Source organism: Pseudonocardia broussonetiae (assembly GCF_013155125.1).
Taxonomy (GTDB): Bacteria; Actinomycetota; Actinomycetes; order Mycobacteriales; family Pseudonocardiaceae; genus Pseudonocardia; species Pseudonocardia broussonetiae.
On sequence record NZ_CP053564.1, the window covers coordinates 5317175 to 5342899 of the forward strand.

Sequence of the window (25725 nt, forward strand, 5' to 3'; positions counted from 1 at the left end):
GGCGTGGCCGGGCGGGTCAGCGCGTCAGCAGCCCCAGCCGCGTGGCGAGCCGCGCGGCCGCGACCCGGTTCGGGCAGCCGGTCTTGGCCAGCACGTGCTCGACGTGGGTGGCCACCGTCCGCGCCCCGACCGCGAGGTCGCGGCCGATCTCGGGGTTGGTCCGGCCGCGGGACAGCGCGTCGAGGACCTGCAGCTCCCGCGGCGTCAGCCCGAACGGCGCGGCGACGTCCTCGTGCAGGACCACGACCCAGCCCGGCCCGCCCGACAGCCGCACCGCCAGCACCCGGCCCTCCCGCAGCACGTGCAGCGTGCCCGGGGGCGGCGGACGCCCGGCGAGGACCGCGGCGACCCACGGCCGCAGCGGCGAGCCGTCGGCGACGAGCTCGGGCCGGGCCGCCGCCGAGAGCGGGGTGACGGCACCGCCGGCCGCGACCAGCATCCCGTCGACGCCGCCCTCCCCCGGCGCGCCCCCGCGGACGGGTGGCGGGACCGGGTCGAGCGCGGCGCCGAGGTCGTCGGCGAGCAGGTCGAGCAGCGCGACGACGTCGTCGTCGGGCTGGCCGGGGTCGAGCGTGCTGGCGTTGAGCATCCCGACGTAGCGCCCGTCGGCGGCGAACAGGCACTGCGTGAGGCCGTCGCGGAACCCGAGCGGGCCGATCACCGAGTCGAAGATCTCGCCGCGGCGCCGGGCCGGGGCGAGGTCGCGCACCCGGACCGGCACCCGCCCGGCGCGCACGGCGCAGAACAGCGGGTCGGCGTGCATCCGGGCGTCGAGGAAGGCCGTGGTCGCGGCGGGGTAGGACGCGGCCAGGGTGACGTGGCGGCGGGCGGCCGGGTCCCAGCGCGAGATCGCCGCGCAGTCGGCGGGCAGGACGCGGCGCAGGCCGTCGAGGACCGCGGCCGCCGCGGCCGGCGTCCGGGACCCGGTGCGGCGCAGCACGGACCGCAGCTCCCGGGCTGCGGTCGGCGCGCTCATCCCGGGGACGGTACGCAGGCCGCGCGCATGCGGGAAGGGACCGGATGCGCGGGCCATCCGTCGGATGACCGATCCGCTGCCGCCCCGCGCGCCCTACCGTCGTCGCCGCCACACCCCCCGGACGAGGAGCCCCCATGCGCGCCGACGAGTACGCCGACCACGACGCGACGGCCCTGGCCGCCCTGATCCGCGACGGCGAGGTGTCGGCGGGCGAGGTGCACGCGGCCGCGGCCGACGCGATCGACGCGGTGAACCCGACGCTGAACGCGCTGGTGCAGCCCCGGTTCGCCGAGCCGCTGGCGCACGACGCCGCGGGCCCGTTCGGCGGCGTGCCGTTCGCGATCAAGGACCTGGTCCTGCACGCCGAGGGCGTGCCGCAGCGGGCCGGGACGCGGATGCTCGGCGACGGCGTGCCGATGCCGGCCGACTCCGCGCTGATGACGCGCTTCCGCCGGGCCGGGCTGGCCGCGACCGGCGTGACGGCCACCCCGGAGTTCGGCTTCAACGCCAGCACCGAGTCGGTCGCGACCGGCGCGGTGCACAACCCCTGGGACACCACCCGCAGCCCCGGCGGCTCCAGCGGCGGCTCGGCCGCGCTCGTGGGCGCCCGCGCGCTCCCGGTGGCCCACGCCAACGACGGCGGCGGCTCGATCCGCATCCCGGCCGCGGCCTGCGGGCTGGTCGGGCTCAAGCCGAGCCTCGGTCGGGTCTCCCCCGGCCCCGACTACGCCGACCCGCTGCTCGGGCTCGGCGTCGAGTTCGCCCTCACCCGCACCGTGCGCGACTGCGCCGGCCTGCTCGACGCCGTGCACGGTTCCGAGCCCGGCGACCGGCACCTGCTGCCCGCCCCGGCCCGCCCCTTCCTCGACGAGGTCGGCGCGGGCGCCGCGCCGCTGCGGATCGCGCTGTGCACGACGCCGTTCTCCGGCGGCGGCGCCGTCGACCCGGACTGCGTCGCGGCCACCCTCGCGACGGCGCGCGCCCTGGAGGCGCTCGGGCACGTCGTCGAGGAGGCCTCGCCCGACCTCGACGCCGCCGCGGTCGACGACGCCAACCTCGTGGCCTGGACGAGCTTCCTGGCCGACGGCGTCGACGGCCTCGCCGCCCTCCTCGGCGTGACGCCGGGCCGCGACAACCTGGAGGCCACGACGCTGGCCTGCGCGATCCACGGCCGGGAGCTCAGAGCCTCGGACCTCTACGCCGCCGAGCGGACGTTCAACACCGCGCGCCGCGCCGTCGCCGCGTTCCACCAGCGCTACGACGTGGTGCTGACCCCGACCATGAACGTGCCCAACACCGAGCTCGGGCACCTGCACGCCGACGACGAGTCGCTCGACGCCCGCGGCTGGTACGACCGCATCTTCGCCGTCGCCGGCTTCACCGCCCTGGCCAACATCACCGGCAACCCGGCGATCTCGCTGCCCCTGGGCCGCACCGCTCAGGGCTGGCCCGTCGGGGTGCAGCTGATGGGCGCCTACGCCGCGGAGTCGACGCTGCTGGCCCTGGCCGGCGACCTGGAGCGCGCCCTGCCGTGGGCGGCGCACCGCCCGGAGGCCGCGCTGGCGGCCGCCGGCCGGGCGTGAGCGTCAGTCGAACAGCTCCGGCTGCTCGCTGCTGATCCGCTCCCAGATCGGCTGGAACTGGAACCAGCCGGCGAACTCGTAGCCGACCTGGCCGCGGGTGAGCTCGGCCTCCTCGTGCCCGATGCGGCGCAGCGGACGGCCGAGCCCCGCGGCCGCGGCGTACGCGTCGAGCTGGCAGCGGGCCGTGCGCTCGAGGGTGAGGAACCACCAGGCCGCGCTGTCGACGCTCGTGCCGACCGTGAGCATGCCGTGGTTGCGCAGGATCACCGCCTTGTGCGACCCGAGGGCGACCCCGATGCGCCGGCCCTCCTCGCGGTCGAGCACGACGCCGGTGAAGTCGTCGAACACGCCCACGTCCTCGTAGAACGCGCACGCGTCCTGGGTGAGCGGCTCGATGCCCATCTCCAGGCTCGACAGCGTCTTGCCGGCCGGGCCGTGGGCGTGCGCGGCCGCGAGGACGTCGGGCCGGGCCGCGTGCACGGCGCAGTGGATGGCCACGGCCGCGCCGTTGACCGCGCGCTCGCCCTCGACGACCTGCCCGTCCTCGTCGACCCGCACCAGGTCGCTGCTGCGGATCATCGAGAAGTGCATGCCGAACGGGTTGACCCAGAACGTGTCGGGCTCCGCCGGGTCGCGCACCGTGACGTGCCCCGCGACGCCCTCGTCGAGCCCGGCGCGGCTGAACATCCGGAACGCGGCCGCCAGCTTCGCCTTGCGGTGCGCGCGCTCCTCCTCGACGGTCTCGAACTGCTGCGGACGCGCCATGTGCAGGCCGCGCCCGTCGGCACCGGTCGTGGCGGCACCCGCGGGTGGGGTGGTGGTGGTCACCTGGGCCTCCTCGTCGTCGGGCCCAGTGTGCACCCCGACCCCGACATGATCGAGGATCGCGGGGATGACCAGGGACGGGTGGACGCGCTGGGCCGTCCTCGTCGCACTGACGGCGGTGGTCACTCTGGTGATCGCGGCGTTCGGCGTCCCGTCCCCCGCGCTGTTCGGCGGCCTGCTCGTCGCCACCGTGCTCGCGCTGGCCGGGCGCGCGCCCGCGCACGTCCCGAACGGGGCGACGACCGCGGCCCAGGCCGTCATCGGCGTCGTCATCGGGCTGCTCGCGCGGCCGGGCACGCTCGGGGCGGTGGCGCAGGACTGGCTGCCGGTGCTGCTGGTGGCGGTCGGGACGCTGGTCGTCAGCATGGGCGCCGGGCTGCTGATGGGCGTGCGCCGCGACGTGTCGCCGCTGACCGGGATGCTCGCGCTGACCGCGGGCGGCGCGTCGGGGCTCGTCGCCGTCTCCCGCGAGCTGGGCGGGGACGAGCGGCTGGTCGCCGTCGTGCAGTACCTGCGGGTCGGGATCGTCACCGCGACGATGCCGGTCGTCGCCGCGCTGGCGTTCGGCGCGACCGTCACCGGCGGCACCGGCGACGGCTCCGGCCCGGGCGCCCCGTGGCCCGTCGACCTGGGGTTCCTGGCCGTCTGCGTCGGGGCCGGGCTGGTGCTCGCGCGCCTGGCGCGGGTGCCGGCGGGCGGGCTGCTCGGGCCGATGGCGGTGGCGCTCGCGCTGGGCCTGGGCGGGCTGTCGTTCGGGGCCGAGCCGCCGGTGCTGCTCGTCGAGGTCGCCTACGCGGTGATCGGCTGGCAGGCCGGCGTCCGGTTCACCCGCGCGTCGCTGCGCACGGTGCTGGGCGCGCTGCCGCTGGCCACCGCGCTGATCGCGGCCGTCGTGGCGCTGTGCGCGGGCCTGGGGCTGCTGCTGTCGCGGCTGACCGGCGTCACGCCGCTGGAGGGCTACCTGGCCACCACCCCGGGCGGGGTCTACGCCGTGCTGGCCACGGCGATCTCGGCCGGGGTCGACGTGACGTTCGTGGTGGCGGTGCAGGTGCTGCGGGTGGTGCTCATGCTGCTGGTGGCCCCGGCGATCGCGCGGCTCGTGGGGCGGCGGGGGTCGTGACGTGAGCCGGTCCTGGCGCCGGTCCTGGCGCCGCCCTTGCAGCAAGGCCACCTTGATGCCACGAACCGTCCACAAGGTGGCCTTCCTGCAACTGGGGCGGCCTGCAACGGGGACGGCCTGCGACGGGGGCGGCGCGGGATGATCGTCGCGTGACCCCCGAGGAGCTGTTCCGGGCCGCCCACACCGGCCTGCCCCGCGAGGCGCCGGGCTCCGCCGCCACGACCCGGCTGCTGCTCGGGCTGGCCGGCCCGCTGCCCGCGCGGCCGCGGATCGTCGACATCGGCTGCGGCACCGGGCCCGCGGCCCTGCTGCTGGCGCGCGAGACCGGAGGGTCGGTCGTCGCCGTCGACACCCATCGCCCGTTCCTGGAGCGCCTGGCCGCCGACGCCGCGGGCCTCGACGTGCGCACCCTGGAGGCGTCGATGGACGACCTGCCGCTCCCCGACGGCTCCGCCGACCTGGTCTGGGCCGAGGGCTCGGCCTACGTCATGGGCTTCGACGCCGCCCTGCACGCGTGGCGCCGGCTGCTCGCACCCGGCGGGGTCCTCGTGCTCACCGAGGCCGAGTGGACGACGCCGCACCCGGCGGCGGGCGCCCGCGCGTTCTGGGACCCGGGCTACCCCGGCATGCGCACCACCGGCGCGAACGTCGCGGCCGCCCAGGACGCCGCGTGGACCGTCGCCGCCACCTACCTGCTCCCCGACGCCGACTGGGACGCCTACTACGGCCCGCTCGCCGCACGCCTCGCCGACCTGCGCCGCGAGCACCCCGGGCACGACGAGGTGCTCGACGGGATCGGCGCCGAGATCGGCGTCCGCGACGCCCACGGCGGTGACTACGGCTACACCGGGTACGTCCTGCGACCGCGGAGGGTGTGAGCCGCGGGCCGCGGGGGTAGTCACCGCCGCAAGGATCCGACGAGCGCAGGAGGTCCCGATGGGTACCGACGACAAGGTCTCGAACAAGACCGAGGAGCTCAAGGGCAAGGCGAAGGAGGGCGTCGGCCGCGCGACGGACGACGAGAACCTCGAGGCCCAGGGGCGCAACGACCAGGCCAAGAGCAACCTCAAGCAGGCCGGCGAGAAGGTCAAGGACGCCTTCAAGAGCTGAGCCCGACCGCAGCGGAGAGCCCCGGCCCGACGGCCGGGGCTCTTCGCGTCCGGCTCGTTCACCCCGTGTGCCTGTCGGTCCGCCGGGTTACCGTCCCCGCATGACCGCGATCGCCACCTTCGCCCTCGTCGCGCTCGACTGCCCCGACCCCGCGGCCCTGGCCCGCTTCTACTCCGACATCACCGGCTGGGAGATCGACCGGGAGCCGCCGGACGGCCCACCGCTGGAGTACGAGGACGGGGAGCAGTCCGACTGGGTGCAGCTGCGCGCCCCGGGCGGCGGCGCGACCATCGCGTTCCAGCAGGTCGAGGACTACCGGCCGCCGGAGTGGCCCGGCGCCGAGCACCCCCAGCAGGCCCACCTCGACTTCGACGTCCCCGATCTCGACGCCGCCGAGGAGCGGCTGCTCGCGATCGGCGCCCGCAAGCATGAGTTCCAGCCCGGGAAGACCTTCCGCGTCTACCTCGACCCGGTGGGCCACCCCTTCTGCCTGGTGCTGTCGTGAGCGCCGAGGTCACCGGCGGCGCCGGGGTCACCAGCAGCGCCGAGGTCACCAGCCTCGCCGAGCTCGACGAGCTGATCGGCGTCCCGATGCCCTGGATCGCCGAGAAGGCCCGCGACCGGCTCGACGCCATCGACAAGGAGTGGATCGCGCACTCGCCGTTCTGCCTGGTCGCCACGAGCGCCGCCGACGGCACCTGCGACGTCTCGCCCAAGGGCGACCCCGCCGGCTTCGTCCGCGTCCTCGACGACCACACGCTCGCGATCCCCGAGCGCCCGGGCAACCGGCGCATCGACGGCTACCGCAACATGGTCACCAACCCGCACATCGGGATCCTGTTCCTGGTGCCCGGGCGCACCGACACGCTGCGCGTCAACGGGCGGGTCCGCGTGCTGCGCGACGCCCCCTACTTCGACGACATGGTCGTCAAGGGGCACCGCCCGCTGCTCGCCGCCGAGGTCACGGTGGAGGAGATCTTCTACCACTGCGCGAAGTCGTTCCTGCGCTCCCACCTGTGGAAGCCCGAGGAGTGGCGGCCCGACGCGCTGCCGTCGCGGGCGAAGATCGTGCAGGCGCTCGAGCGGACGTCCGACCCGCTCGAGGAGGTCCAGGCCTACTACGAGAGCCCCTCCTACAACGACGGCCTCTACAAGCAGAACCTCTAGGGCAGCTCCCGCACCGCGTCCAGCCGCGCCCGGGCCGCGGCCGGGTCGGGCGTGCGGTCGCGCCCGGTGCCGTCGAGCAGCGCCACCGCCTCGTCGACGGCCCGGCGCAGCCGCCCCACCTCGGCCGCGCGCAGCGCGAGCTCGGTGTGCATCGACCACAGGTCCACGAACACCGCCACCTTCGACCGCAGCACCCACGGGTCGAACGGCTTGGTGATGTAGTCGACCGCGCCGGCCTGGTAGCCGCGGAACGCCAGGTGGGGGTCGTAGTCGACGGCGGTGAGGAACAGGATCGGGATGTGCCGCGTGCGCTCGCGCTGCTTGACGTGCCCCGCGGTCTCGAAGCCGTCCATGCCGGGCATGTGGGCGTCGAGCAGGATCACCGCGTAGTCGCCGGTGAGCAGGCGCTTGAGCGCGTCCTCCCCGCTGGTGACCGACTCGATCTCGATCGGCAGGCCCTCCAGGATCGCCTGCAGGGCCAGCAGGTTCTCGCGCCGGTCGTCGACGGCCAGCACCCGCGCGATGCTCATGACGCGACTCTCCCGGCCACCCACGTGCCCATGAGCACCAGCAGCTCGTCGAGGTCGACCGGCTTGGTGACGTAGTCGGTGGCGCCCGCGGCCAGGCTGGACTCGCGGTCGCCGGGCATGGCCTTGGCCGTCAGGAACACGACCGGGAGGTCGCGGCCGTGGGGCAGCTCGCGGATGCGTCGGGTGGTCTCGTTGCCGTCGATGTCGGGCATCATCGCGTCCATCAGGACGATGTCGACACCGGGGTGCTCGGTCAGCATCGCGATCCCGTCGTGGCCGTTCTCCGCGTAGAGCACCGTCAGCCCGTGCAGCTCCAGGGCGCTGGTCAGCGCGAACACGTTGCGCACGTCGTCGTCGACGATCAGGACGGTGACGCCGTCGAGCCCGGTGACGGGGCGCGCGGCGGTCCCGGGTGGGTGGGACAGGCCGCGGGCGGCGCGCAGGATCGGTGAGCTGCGCTCCGGGCGCGCCACGTCGCCGGACGGCACCGGATCGGGGACGGCGTGCGCGCCCCGCGGCGCGATCCGGGCCGTCGACGTGACCGCGGGCAGCTCGTCGGGCAGGAACAGCGTGAACTCCGACCCGCCGCCCACCCTGGAGGAGACGTCGATGCGCCCGCCGAGCAGGCGCGCCAGCTCCTTGCTGATCGACAGGCCCAGCCCGGTGCCGCCGTACTTGCGGCTCGTGGTGCCGTCGGCCTGCTGGAACGCCTCGAAGATCATCGCGAACTTGTCCTCGGGGATGCCGATGCCGGTGTCGCGCACCGAGAACGCCACGACCTGCCGGGCCGCGTCGAGCGCGGGCACGCCGTAGAGCGTGCCGGACGGGGCCAGGCGCATCGTGAGCGTCACCGACCCCTTGTCGGTGAACTTCACGGCGTTGGCGAGCAGGTTGCGCAGGATCTGCTGCAGGCGCTGCGCGTCGGTGGTGATCGTGGCGGGCAGCTCGACGTCGCCCTGCACCCGCAGCTCCAGGCCCTTCTCCTCGGCCTGCGGCCCGAACGCGTGGGTGACGTAGTCGCGCACCTCGGCCAGGTCGACGACGGTGGAGTGCACGTCGACGCGGCCGGCCTCGATCTTGGACAGGTCCAGGATGTCGTCGATCAGCAGCAGCAGGTCGGAGCCGGCGCCGTGGATCGTGCTGGCGAACTCGATCTGGCGCGCGGTGAGGTTGTCGTCGGCGTTGTCGGCGAGCAGGCGCGAGAGCAGCAGCAGCGAGTTGAGCGGCGTGCGCAGCTCGTGGCTCATGTTGGCCAGGAACTCGGACTTGAACTGGTTGGCCAGCGCGAGCTGCTGCGCCTTCTCCTCGACGCCGCGCCGCGCCGCGTCGATCTCCATGTTCTTGATCTCGACGTTGCGGTTCTGCTCGGAGAGCTGCTCGGCCTTCTCCTCCAGCTCGGCGTTGGCGCGCTGCAGCTCCGCCGACTGGTCCTGCAGCTCCGTCGCCAGGCCCTGGCTCTGCGCGAGCAGCTCCTCGGTGCGCCGGTTGGCCTGGATCGTGGCCAGCGCGACGCCGATCGTGGCGACCAGGCGCTCCAGGAACGCCAGGTGCAGCGGCGAGAACGGGCGGACCGACCCGAACTCGATGACGCCGAGCGACTCCCCCTCGAACGGCACCGGCAGGACGACGACCGCGCGCGGCGCCGCCGACCCGGTGCCGGAGCTGATCGGCAGGTAGCCGTCGGGGACGTCGGTGAGCAGGATCGTCTCGCCGGTGGCCGCCGCCTGCCCGACGAGCCCCTGGCCCGAGCGCACCGCCACCGGCGGGTCGTCGACGGCCATCGCGTAGCCGCCGGTGAGGATCCAGCGCAGGTCGGGGCCCGCCGGGTCGGCGTCGATCCCCCGCTCGCTCCGCCCGGGGGCCAGGAAGAACGCCCCCACCTGCGCCCCGACCAGCGGCGCCACCTCGTTCATGATCATCTGGCAGACCGCGCCGAGGTCGCGCTGGCCCTGCAGCAAGCCGCCGATGCGGGCGAGGTTGGAGTCGAGCCAGCCCTGCTCGGCGTTCTTCGTGGTGGTCTCGCGCAGGGCGCCGATCATCGTGTTGATCGTGTCCTTGAGCTCGGCCACCTCCCCGAGCGCCGCGACCCGGATCTGCTGGGTGAGGTCGCCGCTGGCCACCGCCGTGGACACCGCGGAGATCGCGCGGAGCTGCGTGGTGAGGGTGGAGGCGAGCTGGTTGACGTTCTCGGTGAGGTCGCGCCAGGTTCCCGAGACGCCGCGGACCTGCGCCTGCCCGCCGAGCTTGCCCTCCGTGCCCACCTCGCGCGCCACGCGCGTCACCTCGTCGGCGAAGCCCTGCAGCTGGTCGACCATCGTGTTGACCGTCGACTTGAGCTCCAGGATCTCCCCGCGCGCGTCGACGGTGATCTTCTGCGACAGGTCGCCGCGCGCCACCGCCGTGGTGACCTGGGCGATGTTGCGCACCTGGCCCGTCAGGTTGGACGCGAGCTCGTTGACGTTCTCGGTGAGGTCGCGCCACGTCCCCGCGACGTCCTCCACCTCGGCCTGCCCGCCGAGCTTGCCCTCGATGCCCACCTCGCGGGCCACGCGCGTCACCTCGTCGGCGAACGACGAGAGCTGGTCGACCATCGTGTTCACCGTCGACTTCAGCTCCAGGATCTCGCCCCGGGCGTCGACGGTGATCTTCTGCGACAGGTCGCCCTGCGCCACCGCCGTGGTGACCTGGGCGATGTTGCGGACCTGGCGGGTGAGGTTCGAGGCGAGCTCGTTGACGTTCTCGGTGAGGTCGCGCCACGTCCCCGCGACGCCCTTGACCTCGGCCTGGCCGCCGAGCTTGCCCTCGGTGCCGACCTCGCGCGCCACGCGCGTCACCTCGTCGGCGAACGAGGACAGCTGGTCGACCATCGTGTTCACGGTCGACTTCAGCTCCAGGATCTCGCCCCGGGCGTCGACGGTGATCTTCTGCGACAGGTCGCCGCCCGCCACCGCGGTGGTGACCTGGGCGATGTTGCGCACCTGGCCGGTGAGGTTGGAGGCCATGTAGTTGACGTTGTCGGTGAGGTCGCGCCACGTGCCCGCGACGTCCTCCACCTCGGCCTGCCCGCCCAGGCGCCCCTCGGTGCCGACCTCGCGCGCGACGCGCGTGACCTCCGCGGCGAACGAGGACAGCTGGTCGACCATCGTGTTGACCGTCGACTTGAGCTCGAGGATCTCGCCCCGGGCGTCGACGGTGATCTTCTGCGACAGGTCGCCGCGGGCCACGGCCGTGGTGACCTGGGCGATGTTGCGCACCTGGCCGGTGAGGTTCGAGGCGAGCTGGTTGACGTTCTCGGTGAGGTCGCGCCAGGTGCCCGACACGTTCGGCACCGCGGCCTGGCCGCCGAGCTTGCCCTCGGTGCCCACCTCGCGCGCCACGCGCGTGACCTCCGCCGCGAACGACGACAGCTGGTCGACCATGAGGTTGACCGTGGTCTTGAGCTCCAGGATCTCGCCCCGGGCGTCGACGGTGATCTTCTGCGACAGGTCGCCCTGCGCGACGGCCGTGGCGACCTGGGCGATCCCGCGGACCTGGTCGGTCAGGTTGGTCGCCATCAGGTTGACGGCGTCGGTGAGGTTCTTCCACGTCCCCGCGACGCCCGCGACCTCGGCCTGCCCGCCGAGCTTGCCCTCCGTGCCGACCTCGCGCGCCATGCGCGTGACCTCGTCGGCGAACAGCGCGAGGGTGCCGGTCAGCGAGTTGATCGTCTCGGCCAGCTCGGCGACCTCGCCGCGGGCGGCCACGGTGATGGTGCGCGAGAGGTCGCCCTGCGCGATCGCGGTGGCCGCGCTGGAGATCGAGCGCACCTGGTTGGTGAGGTTGCTGGCCATCGTGTTCACCGAGTCGGTGAGCGCGCGCCAGGTGCCCGCGACGCCGCGCACGTCGGCCTGGCCGCCCAGGCGCCCGTCGGTGCCGACCTCGCGGGCCACGCGCGTGACCTCGTCGGCGAACGACGAGAGCTGGTCGACCATCGTGTTCACGGTGCGGCCGATGCGCCGGAAGTCGCCGCGCAGCGGGCGGCTCTCGATCTCCAGGGCCATGTGCTGGGACAGGTCGCCGTCGGCGACGGCCTCGATGACGCGCGCGATCTCGGCGGTCGGCGCGGCCAGGTCGTCGATCAGGGCGTTGACGGCGTGCACGCCCGTGGCCCAGTCGCCGTCGTAGGACTCCTCGTCGAGGCGGTCGGACGTGCGGCCCTCGCGGCCGACGACGCGGCTGATCCGCAGCAGGTCGCGGTTGCGCCGCCCGGCGATCGCGACGACCGCGTTGAAGTGGTCGGCGACCTCGCCCGGCAGCCCGTCGCGCTGGGGCAGCCGGACGTCGAACCGGCCCCGGCGCACCGCGTGCAATGCGTCGGCCAACTCCCGCAGGAGCCCCTCGTCGTCGGTCCCGGGATCGCCCGGTCGGGTCGTCTTCGTCGCCACGAGTCCTCCCGATGCCGCCGTCACCGACCGGCGAGCCTAGTGCAGCCGGTCCGGGCGCCCCACCGGCCGACCGTGCCCCCGTCCGGTGCACCGCGATCTCCCGACGGGCAGACTGCACCGGTGCCCGTTCAGACCGAGCGGCGGATGCGGCTGCCGCCCGATGCCCGGAGCCCGGGTCAGGCGCGCCGGATGGTCCTGGACGCGCTCGACGCCCCGGAGCTCGACGCCCTCGTCGACACCGCGGTGCTGCTCACCAGCGAGCTGTGCGAGAACGCCGTGCTGCACGCCGGCACCGAGTACGAGGTCGAGCTGTGCGTCACCGACACGGAGCTGACGGTCACCGTCAGCGACCACGGCGCAGGCCCGCTGGAGGTGCACCTGGCCCAGCCGCGGCGGCGCTACGGCCGGGCCGCGAGCCACGGGCGCGGGCTGACGATGCTGCAGCGCCTCGCCGCGGCGTGGGGCACCCGGCACGAGGCCGACGGCACGCACCGCACGTGGTTCACGCTGCTGCGGACCGCCGCCGCGCCCGAGGCGGTGCCCGCGCCGGCGGCCCCGGTGGCCACCGGGCCGGTCCCCTCCGGCTCCGAGCGCACCCGCTGGCTGCTGCGCCTGCCGGCCGCGCTCGTGCAGAGCCTGGAGCCCGCGGAGCTGGTGGCCGAGCTGGTGCGCCGGCTGCGCGAGGTGCTCGACGCCGACTCGGTGACCGTGGAGGTCGACGACGGCGACGGCACGGGGCTGCACGAGCTGGCCCGCTCCGGCGAGCCGGCGCCGACCGGCGTGCTCGAGGTCGTGCTCCCCACCACCGCGCCGCTGCGCGGGCTGCTGCGGGTCACCGGGGGCGGGGGCGAGTGGCCGCGCGAGTCGTCCGAGCTGGCCGAGCTGGTGGCCCACCGGATCGCGATGGCGGTGGAGTCGGCGTGGCTGCGCGGGGTCGACCAGCGCCGCCGCGCCTGGATGACCTACCTGGCCGAGACCAGCGAGCTGCTCTCCCAGTCCCTCGACGTCGAGCTGGCCGTGGCCGTCGTGCCGCAGGTCGTCGTGCCGCGGCTGGGCCAGTGGTGCGCGGTGCACCTGGCCGACCCGCTCGGGCGGCTGCGGCTCGCCGCGCTCACCCACGCCGACGAGGACGCGCTGCCCGAGCTGCGGGCCGTGCTCGACCCGGACGGGCGCCCCGGCCCGCCCGCGGAGCTGCGCGACCGGCTCGCCGACCTGCTCCACGACGGCGCCGCGGGCGCGACCGCGCGGTTCGCGCTGCCCACCGACGGCGTCGCGGTGGCGCTGCGGGCGCGGGGCCGCACGCTGGGCACGCTCGTCGTCGGCCGTCCCGCCGGGCGCCCGCACACGCCCGAGGACGTCGTGCTGGTCGGCGACATCGCCCGCCGCGCCGGCCTCGCCATCCACAACGCGCAGAGCACCGCGGCCCACGTCGACGTCTCGCAGGCGCTGCAGCAGGCCCTGCTCCCCCGCGCGCTGCCCGTCGCCCCCGGCCTGGACCTCGCCGCGCAGTACCTCCCGGCCACCGCGGGCACCGAGGTCGGCGGCGACTTCTACGACGTCCTGACCATCGACCCCGCGCACTGGCTGGTCTCGATCGGCGACGTCTGCGGCAAGGGCGCGCGGGCCGCGGCCCGCACCGGCCTGGTGCGCGACGTGCTGCGCGTGCTCGTCCGCGACGGCCGCACGCTGTCCCGCGCCGTCGAACTGCTCAACGACGTGATGATGGACGCCGACGACCCGCTGCAGTTCTGCACGCTGGCCGCCGCGCAGGTGAGCAGGCCCGGGCCGGGCGAGGCGCCGGGGTTCGGCGTCGACCTGGTGCTCGCCGGGCACCTGCAGCCGGTCCTGGTCCGCCGCGACGGCACCGCCGGGCTCGTGGGGGCGTTCGGCACGGCCGTCGGGCTGGTCCCCACGGTGTCGCTCACGGCCACGCGCCACCACCTCGGCCCCGGCGACACCCTGCTCGTCTACACCGACGGGGTGACCGAGCGGCGGCGCGGGCGCGAGCAGTTCGGGTCCGAGCGGCTGCTCGCCGCGGCGGCCGCGGCGGCCGGGCAGCCCGCCGCGCAGGTGGTGGAGGCGGTGCGCGCGGCCGTCGAGCGCTTCTCCGACCGCCCCCGCGACGACGACATCGCCCTGCTCGCGGTGCGGGCCCTGCCCGCCTGACTCCGGCCGGGTGGGACTTCTCACCGCCCGGCCCTGTCCCCGCGCGCGCCCGAGCAGGCACCCTGGAGCGCGCGACGACCCGAGGAGGAGAGCTGCCCACCGCACCCCGGCCCCCGCGGGTCCGGTCGACGAGGATCCGGTCGCTGGGCGCTCGATCCTGGCCGGCCGTCCTGCTGGTCCTGTTCTGCCTGGCCGTCGGCGTCCCGGTCACGGTGGCGCTGACGCCGGGCCAGGATCTCGTCGCGTTCGGGCAGCAGGTCACCGTCGGCGCGCGCACGCCCGACCTGAGCGTCGCCGGGCCGGCGCAGGTCGTGCAGGTCGGCAACACCGCGCTCGACGTCGACCGGCTGCGCGTCTACGGCCCGCTGCGCCCGCAGATCACGCTCGGCCCCGTGCAGCGCAACGCCGCCGCGCAGTCCGTCCTCGACCCCGACGCGGGCCCGCGGCTGCGCGACGAGGCCGTCGAGGCCGTCACGGACGCGTTCCTGGCCTGGTACCTGTGGGGCGCGGCGCTGCTCGTCGGGTTCACGCTCGCCGCGTCGGCCGGGGCGGCGGGCCTGCGCACGCTGCTGGTGCTGCGGGCGGAGAGCCGCCAGCCCGGCGGGCACCGCCCGCTGCCCGAGATCTGGTCGGACTGCGTGCGCGGCGCCCGCCGGATGGCCGCGGCGGCCGTCGTCGCCTCCGTGCTGGTGTGGGTCGCGGCCGGGGCGCTGGCCTACGCCGGCGCCGCGAACGGGCTGCGCAACGTCGGCTCGCTGACGCAGCTGGTCGGGGCGCGGCAGCTGTCGCCCGAGCCGGTCGGCCCCCCGGTGGGCGGGTTCGACGGGGCCGTCATCGGCGACTCGCGGGTGGCCCGCCTCGGCGGCCCGCCGCTGCCCGACGGCACCCCCGACGACGCGGCGTGCCAGCGCAGCGCCGACTCGCTCGCCGAGCAGATCTCCGCGCTGCGCGGTGACCGCGTGCTCAACCTCGCCTGCCCCTCGGCCACCGTCGCCTCCGGGCTGCGCGGTTCGCAGGCGGAGGGCGGCCGCGTCCTCCCGCCGCAGGTCGGGCTGCTCAAGCAGGTGCAGGGCCTGGACTGGGTGGCGGTCGCGGTGGGGCCGAACGACGTGGGCTGGATCGACTTCCTGCTCTACTGCTACGGCGTGCCGGACTGCGCCGACAACCTCACCCAGGGCGAGTTCGACTACCGCCTCGCCGCGTTCGACCGCGCCTTCGGCGAGCTGCTCGTCGACCTCAACGACCTGCCCGGGCGCCCGCAGATCGTCGTCGTGGCCTCCTACGAGCCGTTCCCGCCGGGCGCGTCCTGCCCCGACAGCCGCGGGCCCGCGGAGTACCCGGGCCTGGACGAGGCCAAGATCGCCCTGCTCGACGAGCGCAACGACGCCGTCAACGAGGTCCTCGTCGCGGGCGCGCAGGCGTACGGTTTCGACGTGGCCCGCCCCGCCCTGCGCCCCCTGTGCGGCGCCGAGCGCACCGGCCTGGGCCCGGACCTGCAGGGCCTCACCGACCCCTTCCCGTTCCACCCGACGGGCGTCGGCTCGCTCCGGATGGCGGCCGCGGTGACCCCGCTGCTGGGCCCGCCCGCGCGGCAGGGCGGATAGGCCCGTGCCGGCCCCGTGGGTCCTGCACGTCGACCTCGACGAGTTCCTCGCCGCGGTGGAGGTGCTGCGGCACCCCGAGCTGGCCGGGCGCCCGGTCGTCGTCGGCGGGCGCGGCGACCCCACCGAGCGCGCCGTCGTCGCCACCGCCTCCTACGCCGCCCGCGAGCACGGGATCCGCTCGGGGATGCCGCTGCGGACCGCGGTGAAGCGGTGCCCGGACGCGGTGTTCCTGCCCGCCGACAACCCCACCTACGAGGCCGTGTCCGTGCAGGTGATGGACGTGCTGCGGGGGCTCGACGGCGTCGTCGTGGAGGTCATGGGCTGGGACGAGGCGTTCCTCGGGGTGGAGACCGACGACGCCGAGGCGTTCGCCCGGCACGTGCAGGACGCCGTGCGGTCGGCGACCGGGCTGCGCAGCACCGTCGGGGTCGGCGACAACCTGCTGCGGGCCAAGATCGCGACGGGGTTCGGCAAGCCGCAGGGGGTGTTCGTGCTCACCGCGCGCAACTGGGCCGAGGTCATGGGACACCGGCCCACCCGCGCGCTGTGGGGCATCGGGGTCCGGACGGAGCGGACGCTGGCCGAGCGCGGGCTGCACACCGTCGCCGACCTCGCCGCCGCCGACCCGGCCGCGCTCGCCGCCGACCTCGGCCCGGCCATGGGGCCCTACTACGTGCAGCTCGGGCGCGGGATCGGGCGGGAGCGCGTCGACCCCACCCCCTGGGTGCCGCGCTCGCACGGCCGCGAGACGACCTTCCAGACCGACCTCGACGACTGGGACGCGGTCCGCGGCGAGGTCGCGGCGCTGGCCCGCCGCGTCGCCGGGGAGATCGCCGCAGGGGGGATCAGCGGGGCGGGGCGGCCCGCGCGGCGCGTCGGCGTCACCGTGCGGTTCGTCCCGTTCACCACGCGGACCCGCAGCGCCACCCTGCCCGCACCGACCACCGACCCCGAGGTGCTGGCCGCGGCCGCGCTGGAGGTGCTGGAGCGCTTCCCGACCCGACGGGCCGTGCGGCTGCTGGGGGTGCGTGCCGAGTTCTGAGCTGCGGAGATCGGGTTCCAAGGGCCGGCGGGCCCTACGACTCGGGCAGGATCTCCGCGGCCGGGCTGCCCTCCGGCACGCGGACGACGAGCGCACCCGGGTCGACGCGCACGGCCATCTCGGTGACGTCGCCGATCGGGTCGCCGTCGATCTGGCTGGCCTGCGGGTCGTCGGCGGTGATGACGACCCGCTCGGCCGTCCAGTGCTCGACGCGCGGGTGGCCGCGGCGGCGGCGGCTGATCACCCGCGCGGCCACGGCGACCCAGCCGGCGACGCCCTTGGGCGCGAGGTTGACGATGTCGAACAGCCCGTCGTCGACCTCGGCCTCGGGCATCAGCACCAGCCCGCCGAGCAGCGTGCCGCTGTTGCCCACGAGCACGGTGCGGGTGCGGCGGCGCAGCTCGGGACCGTCGTCGAGGCGGATCGTGACGCGCGTCCGGCGTCCGCGGATCGCGCGCAGCCCGGACACGACGTAGGCCAGCGGCCCGACGCGCGCCTTGAGCGCCTCGGGCGTGTTGCCCATCACCTCGGCGTCGAACCCGGTGCCCGCCATCACAAGGAACGCGCGCTCCTCGTCGGCGCCGTCGACGCGGACGCGGCCGATGTCGATCGTGCGGTCGTCGCCGGTGAGGGCGACGCGGGTGGCCGCGTCCATCTCCAGCGGCGTGCCCAGCGTGCGGGCCAGCAGGTTGCCGGTGCCGGCGGGGAGCAGGCCCATCGCCACGCCGGTGCCGGCGAGCGCCTGCGCCACCGAGCGGACGGTGCCGTCGCCGCCGCAGGCCATGACGACGTCGACGCCCTGCTCCACGGCCTTCTCGGCCTGGCCGGTGCCCGGGTCCTCGATGGTGGTCTCGAGCCACAGCGGCTCCGCCCACCCGAGCTCGACGCACAGCGCCGCGATCGACTCGTGCGTGCCGGGGTCGATCTTGGTGGGGTTCGCGACGACGGCGGCCAGCGGCCGGTCCTCGGGGTCCGCGGCGAAGAGCTCGGCGCCCGGACGGGAGCGGGTGTTGCGCATGGTGAGAGTCAACACCACGCCGAAGAGGAGCACAGCGAGGAGCACGACGACCACCCAGGTCGCCCCGGAGGCGGACACGCGCGCACTGTACGAGCACGACGGCGGGCGCCCCCGGCCCCGGGTCGCGCAGGAGGGCCGGACGGGAGAAGGTGGCGCCATGCGTGTGCTGGTGACCGGGGCGTCCGGGTTCGTGGGCGGGCGGCTGTGCCCGGCGTTGGTCGGGGCGGGGCACGAGGTGCGGGCCATGACGCGCCGCCCCGACTCCTACGCGGGCGCCGGCACCCCCGTCCGCGGCGACGTCCACGACGCCGCCTCCCTGGCCGACGCCCTGCAGGGGCAGGACGCCGCGTACTACCTCGTGCACTCCCTCGACGACCCCCGCTTCGCCGAGCGCGACGCCGAGGCCGCCCGTACGTTCGGCAAGGCCGCCGCCGACGCCGGGGTCTCCCGCATCGTCTACCTCGGCGGGCTTGGCGACGACTCCGACGACCTGTCCGCGCACCTGCGCAGCCGCCGCGAGGTGGAGAAGATCCTCGGCGAGGCGGCGGTGCCGCTCACCGTGCTGCGCGCCGGGATCATCGTCGGCCACGGCGGGATCTCCTGGGAGATGACCCGCCAGCTCGTCGAGCACCTCCCCGCCATGATCACCCCGCGCTGGGTCCGCACGCGGACGCAGCCGATCGCCGTCGACGACGTCGTCCGCTACCTCGTCGGCGTGCTGGAGGTGCCGGCCACCGAGGGCCGCACGTTCGACATCGGCGGCACCGAGGTCCTCGAGTACGTCGAGATGCTGCGCCGCGTGGCCGTCATCGAGGGCCGCACCATGATCGTCGTGCCGGTGCCGTTCCTGTCGCCGCAGCTGTCGAGCCGCTGGCTGTCGCTGGTCACCGACGTCGACGTGCAGACCGGGCGCAACCTCATCGACTCGATGTCCAACGAGGTGGTCGTGCGCGACCCGGCCATCCGCGACCTCGTACCGTTCGAACCCATGGACTACGACTCCGCCGTGCTCGCGGCGCTCGGCGACCGCGCCCGGGCGGCCCGCCGGTGAAGGTCACGACCTGGCTCCCCCGCTGGCTGACCGAGAAGGTCCCGCGCGACCACTGGGAGACCGACGCCCGCTTCCGCCGCCGCCGCCGGGTCGTCGCCGCGACCTCCCTGGCCGGGGCCGGGATGCTCGGGGTCGGGCTCTCGACGAAGCCCGACTCCCCCGCGTTCTACGGCATCACGCTGGGCACCGCGGCCACGTGGGTGATCGGTGGCCTGGCCTCGGGCCGGTTGCACCTGGGCTGGATGCAGTACGGCGAGAACCTGCGCCGCCCGCTGGTCACCCCGGTCCTCACCGGCGTCGGGGCGTTCGGGGCGTTCTACGCCGCGGCGCTGGTCGCCAAGCGCATCCCGGTCCTCGACCGCGCGATCTCCTCGGTGCTGCAGTACGCCGACCAGGGCAGCGACGGCCTCGTCGTGCTCACCACGCTGGCCAACGGCGCGGCCGAGGAGGTCTTCTTCCGCGGCGCGCTGTACGCGGCGGTCGGCGAGAAGCGGCCGGTCCTGGCGTCGACGGGGGTGTACATGCTGGCCACGGTCGCCACCCGCAACCCCGCGCTCGTCCTCGCCTCGGGCGTGATGGGCGCGCTGTTCGGGCTGCAGCGCCGCTCGTCGGGCGGGATCCAGGCGCCGCTGCTCACGCACCTGACCTGGTCGACGCTGATGCTGCGCTACCTGCCGCCGCTGTTCCGCCGGGAGCCGCTGGTGAAGTCGCCGAGCGAGCTGAGCAGCCGGTCGACGTCGGCGTCGTCGCTGTAGGGCGCGAGCCCGATCCGCAGCGACCCGCCGTCGCCCAGCCCGAGGCGCCGCGACGCCTCGAGCGCGTAGAACGAGCTCGCCGGGGCGTTGACGTCGCGCTCGGCGAGGAAGCGGTAGGCCTCGGCCGGGTCGCGGCCCTCGAAGCCGACCAGCAGCGTCGGGGTGCGGCGGGCCGCCCGCGAGAAGACCGTGACGCCCGGCAGCGCGGCCAGGCCCTCCTCGATGCGCCGGCGCAGGCGGTCCTCGTGGGCCTCCGCCGCGGTCATCGACGCGACGAGCCGCTCGCGCCGCGTCCCCTGACCCGGGACGAGCCCGGCCAGGAAGTCGACGGCCGCGGTCGTGCCCGCGAGCAGCTCGTAGGGCAGCGTGCCCAGCTCGAAGCGCTCGGGCACGGCGTCGGAGGAGGGCAGCAGCTTGGCCGGGCGCAGCGTCTCCAGCAGCGCGGGGGCGGCGGCGAGGACGCCGCAGTGCGGGCCGAGGAACTTGTAGGGCGAGCAGGCGTAGAGGTCGGCGCCCAGCGCGGTGACGTCGACGACGGCGTGCGCGGTGAGGTGCACCCCGTCGACGTGCACGAGCGCGCCCACCTCGTGCGCGCGGTCGGCGATCGCGCGCACCGGGGGCCGCGTGCCGATGAGGTTCGACGCCCCGGTCACCGCGACCAGCCGGGTGCGGTCGGTCAGGACGCCGGCGACGTCGTCGAGCTCACCGGTGGCGGGGTCGAAGTCCAGCCACCGCACGGTCGCGCCGACGGCCTCCGCGGCGATCACCCAGGGGCGGATGTTGGCGTCGTGGTCCAGGCGGGTGACGACGACCTCGTCGCCCGGGCCCCAGCCGGCGGCCAGCGTGCGGGCGAGGTCGAAGGTCAGCGCGGTCATGCTGCGGCCGAAGACGACGCCGCCCGGGTCGGCGGCGAGCAGGTCGGCCATCGCGGCGCGGGCGGCGAGCACGATCGCGTCGGCGGCGCGCTCCGCGGCGGTGACGGTGCCGCGGTTGGCCAGGGGCGAGGTCATCGTCGTGGCCACCGCCTGGGCGACGACGTCGGGCACCTGCGAGCCGCCGGGCCCGTCGAAGTGCGCGTAGCCCGCCTTCAGCGACGGGAAGTGGTCACGAACGGAGGCGACGTCGAGGCTCACGCCCGTCACCCTGCCACGACCCGGCGCAGCAGCGCCTCGCACGCGTCGACGGTCGGGGGCGCGGGCGCCAGCAGCGCCTGCAGCGTGAAGCCGTCGACGGCGGCGGTGAGGGCGTCGGCGGTGAGGGCGTCGAAGCGGCCGCGCAGGGCCGTGCGCAGCAGCCCGATCCACTCCGCGCTGCGCGCACGCAGCGGGCGGCGGCGCAGGCCCGCGGCGTAGAGCTCGTAGTCGAGCACCGTGCGGGCGGCGTGCTCGGTCACGAAGCCGACGGTCATCACGGCCAGCGACCGGCAGACCTCCGCGGCGCCCGCGTCCGGCGGCAGCGCCGCATCCCAGGCGGCGATCCGGGCGCGGGACTGCTCCAGGGCGAGGTCGACGGCGGCGAGCAGCAGGTCGTCGAGGTCGCGGAAGTAGTAGGTGGTGGAGCCCAGCGGCACGCCGGCGCGGGCGGCGACGGCGCGGTGGGTGATCGCGTGCAGCCCGTCGCGGCCCATGAGCTCGACGGCAGCGACGACGATGCGCTCGCGGCGGGCGGGGTCGTTGGGGCCCCTGGTCATCGGTTCACCACGACGACACCGAGCGCGACCAGCGCGATCCCGGCGATCCCGCCCGCGGAGAGCCGGTCACCGAACAGCAGCACGCCCCCGAGCGTCACCACGACGCTGCCGACGCCCACCCACACGGCGTACGCGACGCCGAGCGGGAGCGTCAGCAGGGCGCGGGACAGCAGGACCAGCGTCAGGGTGAAGCCCAGCAGCGCCGCCGCCCCGACGAGCGGGTGCGCGAAGCCGTCGGACGCCTTGAGCAGCAGCGTCGAGCAGATCTCGGCCGCGATCGCGCCGGCCATCGGCCACCAGGGGCTGCGGGCCCTCCTTGTCGTGGTGGGCGCGCCGAGGGGGCCGGCGGCCGTGGCCATCAGAGGGTCCCGGTCAGGTTGAGCAGCACCACGCCGCCGACGATGAGGCCCACCCCGGCGAGGCGGGCCGCGGTGATCCGCTCGCCGAACACCGTCCGGCCGACGACCGTGAGCAGCACCGCCGCTCCCCCGCCCCAGACGGCGTGGATGACCCCGACCGGCAGGTGCTCCATGAGCAGCCCGAGCGCGACGGTCGCCACGCCGTAGCCGAGCGCCGTCCCCACGACCGGCCAGAACCGCCGGAAGCCGTGCGAGAGCTTCAGCGACGTCGACCCCACCACCCCGGACACGACGGCGAGGACGAGCAGCGCGGGAACCATGTGTACAACTGTACACAAACGACCTCGCACACCCGGTGGTGACCTCGCACACCGTCGGCGGTGTGCGAGGTGCGCACCCGGTGTGCGAGGTGGCTCCGGCAGGCGGGACCGGCATCCGGGGTGTCGGGGGGCGGGAGCATGATCGCGCCATGCTCGACTGGTCGCTGCTGGGCGGTCCGCTGCCCTGGGCGCTGCTCGGGGCGGGCGGGGCGGCGCTGGTCGCGCTCCTGCTCCCCCGCGGCGGGCGGTGGTGGGGGCGGGCGGTGCCGGCGGTGCTGGTCGGCGCGGCCGTGCTCACCGGGGCGGCGGTGCTCGTCGTCGACGTGCTCTGGCGGCCCTTCCCCGACCCCCTCCCGCTGCTGGTGGTGCTGGCCGTGGGGGTCGGGCTGGTCGCGGTGGGGCTGGCGGTGGCCCGGCTGCGCTGGTGGACCCCGGTCGCCGCGGCGCTGGTCGTGCTGGCGGCGGCGCAGGGCGTCAACGGCTACTACGAGGAGTTCCCGACGGTGCGCACCGCGCTCGGCCTCGCGGCGGCCGACGTGCTGCCCTTCGCCGACGTCGTGGCCCGTCAGAAGCAGTACGTCGGCCCGGCGGGCGCGCCGCTGGAGAGCGGCTGGCGCCCGCCCGCCGACATGCCCGACGCCGGCGTCGTCAGCCGGGTCGACATCCCGGCCACGGTCTCGGGCTTCCCCGCCCGGCCCGCCTGGGTCTACCTCCCGCCCGCCTACCTCGGCTCGACGCGCGCGCGGCTGCCGGTCCTGGTGCTGCTGTCGGGCCAGCCCGGGTCCCCCGACGACTGGCTGACCAGCGGCGAGCTCGCCCGTCGCGCCGACGCGTACGCCGCGGAGCACGGCGGGCTGGCCCCGGTCGTCGTCATGCCCGACCACCTCGGCGACCCGCTGGCCAACCCGCTGTGCGTCGACTCCCCGCTCGGGAACGCGTTCACCTACCTCACCGTCGACGTCCCGGCCTGGATCCGCGCGACGCTGCAGGTGGCGCCGGGCGGCTGGGCGGTCGGCGGGCTGTCCAACGGCGGCACCTGCTCGCTGCAGCTCGCCGTCACCGCGCCGGACCTGTTCCCGACGTTCGTCGACGTGTCCGGCGAGGACGCCCCCACCCTCGGCGACCGGGCGGAGACGATCGCCCGGGCGTTCGGGGGCGACGAGGCCGCCTACCGGGCGGTCAACCCGCTCGACGTCCTGGCCGCGCGGCCGTTCCCCGGCACCGCCGGGTACCTCGTCGCCGGCCTGCAGGACTCGGTCTACCTGCCGCAGGCGCGCCGCGTGTTCGCCGCCGCGCAGGCCGCCGGCATGGACGTGGAGTTCCACCCCCGCCCCGGCGAGCACACCTGGGAGGTGTGGGGCCCCGGGCTCGGCGACGCGCTGCCCTGGCTCGGCACGCGGCTGGGGCTGACGTCGTGAGGGCCGCACTCGTCCGTCCCGGGCTGGTGCGGTTCGGGCGGCGGGCGCCGCTGTCGATCGCGTTCACCGCGGTCGCGGTGGTCGTCGGCGTGGTGTCGGGCAGCATCCCGGACGGTCCGCCCGCCGACGTGCTCGACGCCGTCGGCACCGGGGTGGGACCGCTGAGCGCCGGGCACTGGTGGTCGCCGCTCTCGGCGGTGCCGTTCTGGGGCGGCCTGGCCGGGCACCTGGCCACGGCCGCGCTCGTGCTCGGAGCCGGGCTGGTGGCCGAGCGCCGGGTCGGGGCGGTGCGCACGGCCGCACTGCTGCTCGGGACGCAGGTCGTCGGCACGCTGGTCGCCGTCGGGCTGATCGCGGCGGGATCGGCCGCGGGCGGCGCGTGGGCCGGGGAGATGGCCGCGCAGACCGCCGTCGGCGGAGCGCCGGGCGCGGTCGGGTTCCTGCTGGCGGCGAGCCACGTGCTGTCGGCGCTGTGGCGGCGCCGGATCCGGCTGGTGCTGCTCGTCGGCGTCGTCATGCTGGTCGCCTACTCCGGCGAGCTGACCGATGCGCTGCTGCTGTGCGGCGCGCTGGCCGGCCTGGTCGCGGGGCCGCTGGTGCTGCGCCGCGCCGACACCGGCACCGGCACCGGCACCGGGCCGCACCGGACCGGGGCGCCGTCGCGGTCCGAGGGACGCGTGCTGGTGGCGCTGCTCGTGGCGGCGTCGGCGGTCGGGCCGGTGGTGGCGGCCGTCGCGCAGGCGCCGATCGGGCCGCTGTCGGTGCTGCAGTTCGTGGTGCTCTCGCCGCCGCCGGACGCCGCGACCGTCCAGCAGATCTGCGCGACCGCGGCCACCGACGTGTGCCGGTCGCTGCAGGCGCAGCTGCGGCTGTCGGGGATCGGGCCGGCGATCGCGTCGGCGGTCCCGGTGCTGCTGCTGCTCGTCACGGCGGAGGGGCTGCGGCGCGGGCGCCGGGCGGCGTGGGTCGTCGGGATCGCGATGGACCTGCTGCTCGCGGTGCTCGGCCTGCTGCTCGCGGCGCAGGTCGCGACCACCCCGGCCGAGCAGCTCGTCGTCTACGGGGGCGCGCCCGGGGCCCGGCAGGTCCTCGCGCTGGTGCTGCCGCCGCTGCTGCCCCTGGCCGTCGCCGTGCTGCTGGTCCTCACGCGGGCGCGGTTCGCGGTGCGCGCGCCGTCGGGCACGTACCGGCGGCTCGGGCTGGTCGCCGCGGCCGCGTTCGCCGTCGTCTCGGTGCTCTACGTCGGGGGCGGCGCGCTCGCCGCGGGCGGGTTCGACCGCCCGCCCGGCACCGGTGAGCTCCTCGCCGACCTCCCCCTGCGCTTCCTGCCGCCGGGCTACCTCGGCGAGGTCGAGCCCGGGTTCCTGCCGCAGGACCTCGTCGCGACGCTGCTGTTCGAGTGGACCGGGGTGGTGTTCTGGCTGGTCGTGGCGGTGGGGCTGCTGCGGTCGTTCGTGGCGGCCCGGCCCGAGGGGGCCTCCGACGACGACGCCGGGCGCGCCCGCGAGCTGCTGCGCACCACCGGCGGCTCGCACCTGGGCTGGCTCACGACCTGGCCGGGGCACGTCTACTGGTTCGGCGACGGCTGCGCGGTCGCGCACCGCGTGATCGGCGGCGTCGCACTGACCACGGGCGACCCGATCGGCCCGGCGGACGCCCGGGCGTCCGCCGTCACGGGGTTCGCCGCGCACTGCGCCGAGCGCGGTCTCACCCCCGCGTTCTACAGCGTCACCGAGGACGTCCGGGCGGTGTGCGCGGGGCTGGGGTGGAGCGCCGTGCAGGTCGCGGAGGAGACGGTCGTCCCGCTGCCGGGGCTCGCGTTCACCGGCAAGCGCTGGCAGGACGTGCGCAGCGCGCTCAACCGCGCCACGAAGACCGGCACGACCGCGGAGTGGATCTCCTACCGGCACGCCCCGCTCGCGCTGACCGACCAGGTCCGGGCGATCAGCGAGGAGTGGGTCGTCGACAAGGGCCTGCCGGAGATGGGCTTCACGCTCGGCGGGCTCGACGAGCTCGCCGACGACGAGGTCCGCTGCCTGGTCGCCGTCGACGCCGACCGCACCGTCCACGGCGTCACCAGCTGGCTGCCCGTGCACGAGGGCGGCGCCGTCGTGGGGTGGACGCTGGACTTCATGCGCCGCCGCGCCGGCACCCACGGCGTCATGGAGTTCCTCATCGCCTCGGCCGCCCAGACCTTCCGCGACGAGGGCGCGCAGTTCGCCTCGCTGTCGGGCGCGCCGCTGGCCCAGCTCGAGCCGCAGCAGGCCGACGGGCTGCAGCGCGTGCTCGACTGGGCGGGTCACGCGCTGGAGCCCGTCTACGGCTTCCGCTCGCTGCTGGCGTTCAAGGCGAAGTTCCAGCCGCGCTACGAACCGCTGTTCCTCAGCTACCCCGACCCGGTCGCGCTGCCCGCGATCGGGGTGGCCGTGGGGCGCGCCTACCTGCCCGGACTGACCGCTCGTCAGTCCGCCCGCCTCGTCGCGCGCATGCGGGAACGCCCGACCGCCGGCTGAACCCGCCCGCCGCGCGCACGGGGCCGACCGGCGCAGGCCAGGCAACCCCGCTGG

The 25725-nt window shown here is 75.7% G+C and carries 22 protein-coding genes; 13 read left to right on the plus strand and 9 right to left on the minus strand.

All coding sequences use genetic code 11. The annotated features are described in order from the left end of the window. Positions 1 to 16: 16 nt before the first annotated feature. Positions 17 to 976, minus strand: a complete 960-nt coding sequence (locus HOP40_RS25770) for a helix-turn-helix transcriptional regulator (RefSeq protein ID WP_172162987.1) — start codon at positions 974 to 976, stop codon at positions 17 to 19. A gap of 134 nt (positions 977 to 1110) precedes the next feature. On the opposite strand from HOP40_RS25770, the gene HOP40_RS25775 reads away from it, so the two are divergent. Further along, complete coding sequence (locus HOP40_RS25775; protein WP_172162990.1) at positions 1111 to 2559, plus strand: amidase; 1449 nt, start codon at positions 1111 to 1113, stop codon at positions 2557 to 2559. Positions 2560 to 2562: 3 nt separating this feature from the next. Here HOP40_RS25775 and HOP40_RS25780 read toward each other — a convergent pair whose 3' ends face one another. Continuing rightward, positions 2563 to 3387: a class II aldolase/adducin family protein gene (locus tag HOP40_RS25780; RefSeq protein ID WP_172162993.1), complete on the minus strand. Its 825-nt coding sequence runs from the start codon at positions 3385 to 3387 to the stop codon at positions 2563 to 2565. Between the two features lie 64 nt (positions 3388 to 3451). Between HOP40_RS25780 and HOP40_RS25785 the strand changes: the two genes are divergently transcribed. The 5 genes from HOP40_RS25785 (at position 3452) to HOP40_RS25805 (ending at position 6781) form a co-directional block, all read left to right on the plus strand. Then, on the plus strand, positions 3452 to 4504 hold the full coding sequence (locus HOP40_RS25785) for an AbrB family transcriptional regulator (protein WP_172162996.1): 1053 nt from the start codon (positions 3452 to 3454) through the stop codon (positions 4502 to 4504). A 149-nt stretch (positions 4505 to 4653) separates the two neighbouring features. Then, entirely contained in the window at positions 4654 to 5382 is a 729-nt protein-coding gene (locus HOP40_RS25790; RefSeq protein ID WP_172162999.1) for a class I SAM-dependent methyltransferase, read from the plus strand. 58 nt (positions 5383 to 5440) lie between these two features. After that, a complete protein-coding gene (locus HOP40_RS25795) occupies positions 5441 to 5614 on the plus strand; it encodes a CsbD family protein (RefSeq protein ID WP_172163002.1) in 174 nt (57 codons plus the stop codon). A 100-nt stretch (positions 5615 to 5714) separates the two neighbouring features. Continuing rightward, complete coding sequence (locus HOP40_RS25800) at positions 5715 to 6119, plus strand: VOC family protein (RefSeq protein ID WP_172163005.1); 405 nt, start codon at positions 5715 to 5717, stop codon at positions 6117 to 6119. After that, positions 6116 to 6781: a pyridoxamine 5'-phosphate oxidase family protein gene (locus tag HOP40_RS25805; protein ID WP_275691313.1), complete on the plus strand. Its 666-nt coding sequence runs from the start codon at positions 6116 to 6118 to the stop codon at positions 6779 to 6781. Before HOP40_RS25800 ends, HOP40_RS25805 begins: the two co-directional genes overlap by 4 nt. Here the strand turns inward: HOP40_RS25805 and HOP40_RS25810 are convergent. Next, entirely contained in the window at positions 6778 to 7311 is a 534-nt protein-coding gene (locus HOP40_RS25810; protein ID WP_172163008.1) for a response regulator, read from the minus strand. The two genes, HOP40_RS25805 and HOP40_RS25810, sit on opposite strands and share 4 nt — an antisense overlap. Continuing rightward, on the minus strand, positions 7308 to 11735 hold the full coding sequence (locus HOP40_RS25815; RefSeq protein ID WP_172163011.1) for a HAMP domain-containing protein: 4428 nt from the start codon (positions 11733 to 11735) through the stop codon (positions 7308 to 7310). The genes HOP40_RS25810 and HOP40_RS25815 overlap by 4 nt, the downstream gene beginning before the upstream one ends. Before the next feature lie 120 nt (positions 11736 to 11855). On the opposite strand from HOP40_RS25815, the gene HOP40_RS25820 reads away from it, so the two are divergent. The 3 genes from HOP40_RS25820 (at position 11856) to HOP40_RS25830 (ending at position 16547) form a co-directional block, all read left to right on the plus strand. Further along, a complete protein-coding gene (locus HOP40_RS25820) occupies positions 11856 to 13901 on the plus strand; it encodes a SpoIIE family protein phosphatase (protein ID WP_172163014.1) in 2046 nt (681 codons plus the stop codon). A 212-nt stretch (positions 13902 to 14113) separates the two neighbouring features. After that, complete coding sequence (locus HOP40_RS25825; RefSeq protein ID WP_205346912.1) at positions 14114 to 15505, plus strand: SGNH/GDSL hydrolase family protein; 1392 nt, start codon at positions 14114 to 14116, stop codon at positions 15503 to 15505. Positions 15506 to 15509: 4 nt separating this feature from the next. Further along, entirely contained in the window at positions 15510 to 16547 is a 1038-nt protein-coding gene (locus HOP40_RS25830; RefSeq protein WP_172163017.1) for a DNA polymerase IV, read from the plus strand. 34 nt (positions 16548 to 16581) lie between these two features. Here the strand turns inward: HOP40_RS25830 and HOP40_RS25835 are convergent, their stop codons facing one another. Continuing rightward, the gene (locus HOP40_RS25835) at positions 16582 to 17643 is read right to left on the minus strand and encodes a diacylglycerol/lipid kinase family protein (RefSeq protein ID WP_205346913.1); all 1062 of its coding nucleotides are present in this window, start codon (positions 17641 to 17643) and stop codon (positions 16582 to 16584) included. Between the two features lie 79 nt (positions 17644 to 17722). Between HOP40_RS25835 and HOP40_RS25840 the strand changes: the two genes are divergently transcribed. Both HOP40_RS25840 and HOP40_RS25845 read left to right on the plus strand, forming a co-directional pair. Then, positions 17723 to 18616 carry an NAD(P)H-binding protein gene (locus HOP40_RS25840; protein ID WP_172163020.1) on the plus strand — a complete coding sequence of 298 codons (894 nt, stop codon included), beginning with the start codon at positions 17723 to 17725 and terminating at the stop codon, positions 18614 to 18616. Further along, positions 18613 to 19371, plus strand: a complete 759-nt coding sequence (locus HOP40_RS25845; protein WP_240157281.1) for a CPBP family intramembrane glutamic endopeptidase — start codon at positions 18613 to 18615, stop codon at positions 19369 to 19371. Before HOP40_RS25840 ends, HOP40_RS25845 begins: the two co-directional genes overlap by 4 nt. On the opposite strand, the gene HOP40_RS25850 is transcribed toward HOP40_RS25845, so the two are convergent. Genes HOP40_RS25850 through HOP40_RS25865 form a run of 4 tightly spaced genes read right to left on the minus strand, consistent with a single transcriptional unit; the run spans position 19284 to position 21740 of the window. Further along, positions 19284 to 20504, minus strand: coding sequence for a cysteine desulfurase-like protein (locus tag HOP40_RS25850; protein WP_172163023.1), 1221 nt, complete (start codon positions 20502 to 20504; stop codon positions 19284 to 19286). The two genes, HOP40_RS25845 and HOP40_RS25850, sit on opposite strands and share 88 nt — an antisense overlap. Positions 20505 to 20509: 5 nt before the next feature. Further along, entirely contained in the window at positions 20510 to 21061 is a 552-nt protein-coding gene (locus tag HOP40_RS25855; protein WP_172163027.1) for a TetR/AcrR family transcriptional regulator, read from the minus strand. Beyond that, positions 21058 to 21420: a DMT family transporter gene (locus tag HOP40_RS25860; RefSeq protein WP_172163030.1), complete on the minus strand. Its 363-nt coding sequence runs from the start codon at positions 21418 to 21420 to the stop codon at positions 21058 to 21060. The genes HOP40_RS25855 and HOP40_RS25860 overlap by 4 nt, the downstream gene beginning before the upstream one ends. Beyond that, positions 21420 to 21740: a DMT family transporter gene (locus tag HOP40_RS25865; protein WP_172163033.1), complete on the minus strand. Its 321-nt coding sequence runs from the start codon at positions 21738 to 21740 to the stop codon at positions 21420 to 21422. Before HOP40_RS25865 ends, HOP40_RS25860 begins: the two co-directional genes overlap by 1 nt. A 149-nt stretch (positions 21741 to 21889) precedes the next feature. Between HOP40_RS25865 and HOP40_RS25870 the strand changes: the two genes are divergently transcribed. Both HOP40_RS25870 and HOP40_RS25875 read left to right on the plus strand, forming a co-directional pair. Further along, positions 21890 to 23158, plus strand: a complete 1269-nt coding sequence (locus tag HOP40_RS25870; RefSeq protein ID WP_172163036.1) for an alpha/beta hydrolase — start codon at positions 21890 to 21892, stop codon at positions 23156 to 23158. After that, positions 23155 to 25671: a bifunctional lysylphosphatidylglycerol flippase/synthetase MprF gene (locus tag HOP40_RS25875; RefSeq protein WP_172163039.1), complete on the plus strand. Its 2517-nt coding sequence runs from the start codon at positions 23155 to 23157 to the stop codon at positions 25669 to 25671. Before HOP40_RS25870 ends, HOP40_RS25875 begins: the two co-directional genes overlap by 4 nt. The last annotated feature ends 54 nt before the right edge of the window (positions 25672 to 25725 follow it).

Excerpts from the sequence above, each read along its gene's own strand:
- HOP40_RS25800 (WP_172163005.1), top strand. The coding sequence starts at position 5,715 with ATGACCGCGATCGCCACCTTCGCCCTCGTCGCGCTCGACTGCCCCGAC.
- HOP40_RS25870 (WP_172163036.1), top strand. The coding sequence starts at position 21,890 with ATGCTCGACTGGTCGCTGCTGGGCGGTCCGCTGCCCTGGGCGCTGCTC.
- HOP40_RS25785 (WP_172162996.1), top strand. The coding sequence starts at position 3,452 with ATGACCAGGGACGGGTGGACGCGCTGGGCCGTCCTCGTCGCACTGACG.
- HOP40_RS25795 (WP_172163002.1), top strand. The coding sequence starts at position 5,441 with ATGGGTACCGACGACAAGGTCTCGAACAAGACCGAGGAGCTCAAGGGC.
- HOP40_RS25775 (WP_172162990.1), top strand. The coding sequence starts at position 1,111 with ATGCGCGCCGACGAGTACGCCGACCACGACGCGACGGCCCTGGCCGCC.
- HOP40_RS25810 (WP_172163008.1), bottom strand. The coding sequence starts at position 7,311 with ATGAGCATCGCGCGGGTGCTGGCCGTCGACGACCGGCGCGAGAACCTG.
- HOP40_RS25840 (WP_172163020.1), top strand. The coding sequence starts at position 17,723 with ATGCGTGTGCTGGTGACCGGGGCGTCCGGGTTCGTGGGCGGGCGGCTG.
- HOP40_RS25865 (WP_172163033.1), bottom strand. The coding sequence starts at position 21,740 with ATGGTTCCCGCGCTGCTCGTCCTCGCCGTCGTGTCCGGGGTGGTGGGG.
- HOP40_RS25860 (WP_172163030.1), bottom strand. The coding sequence starts at position 21,420 with ATGGCCACGGCCGCCGGCCCCCTCGGCGCGCCCACCACGACAAGGAGG.
- HOP40_RS25770 (WP_172162987.1), bottom strand. The coding sequence starts at position 976 with ATGAGCGCGCCGACCGCAGCCCGGGAGCTGCGGTCCGTGCTGCGCCGC.
- HOP40_RS25855 (WP_172163027.1), bottom strand. The coding sequence starts at position 21,061 with ATGACCAGGGGCCCCAACGACCCCGCCCGCCGCGAGCGCATCGTCGTC.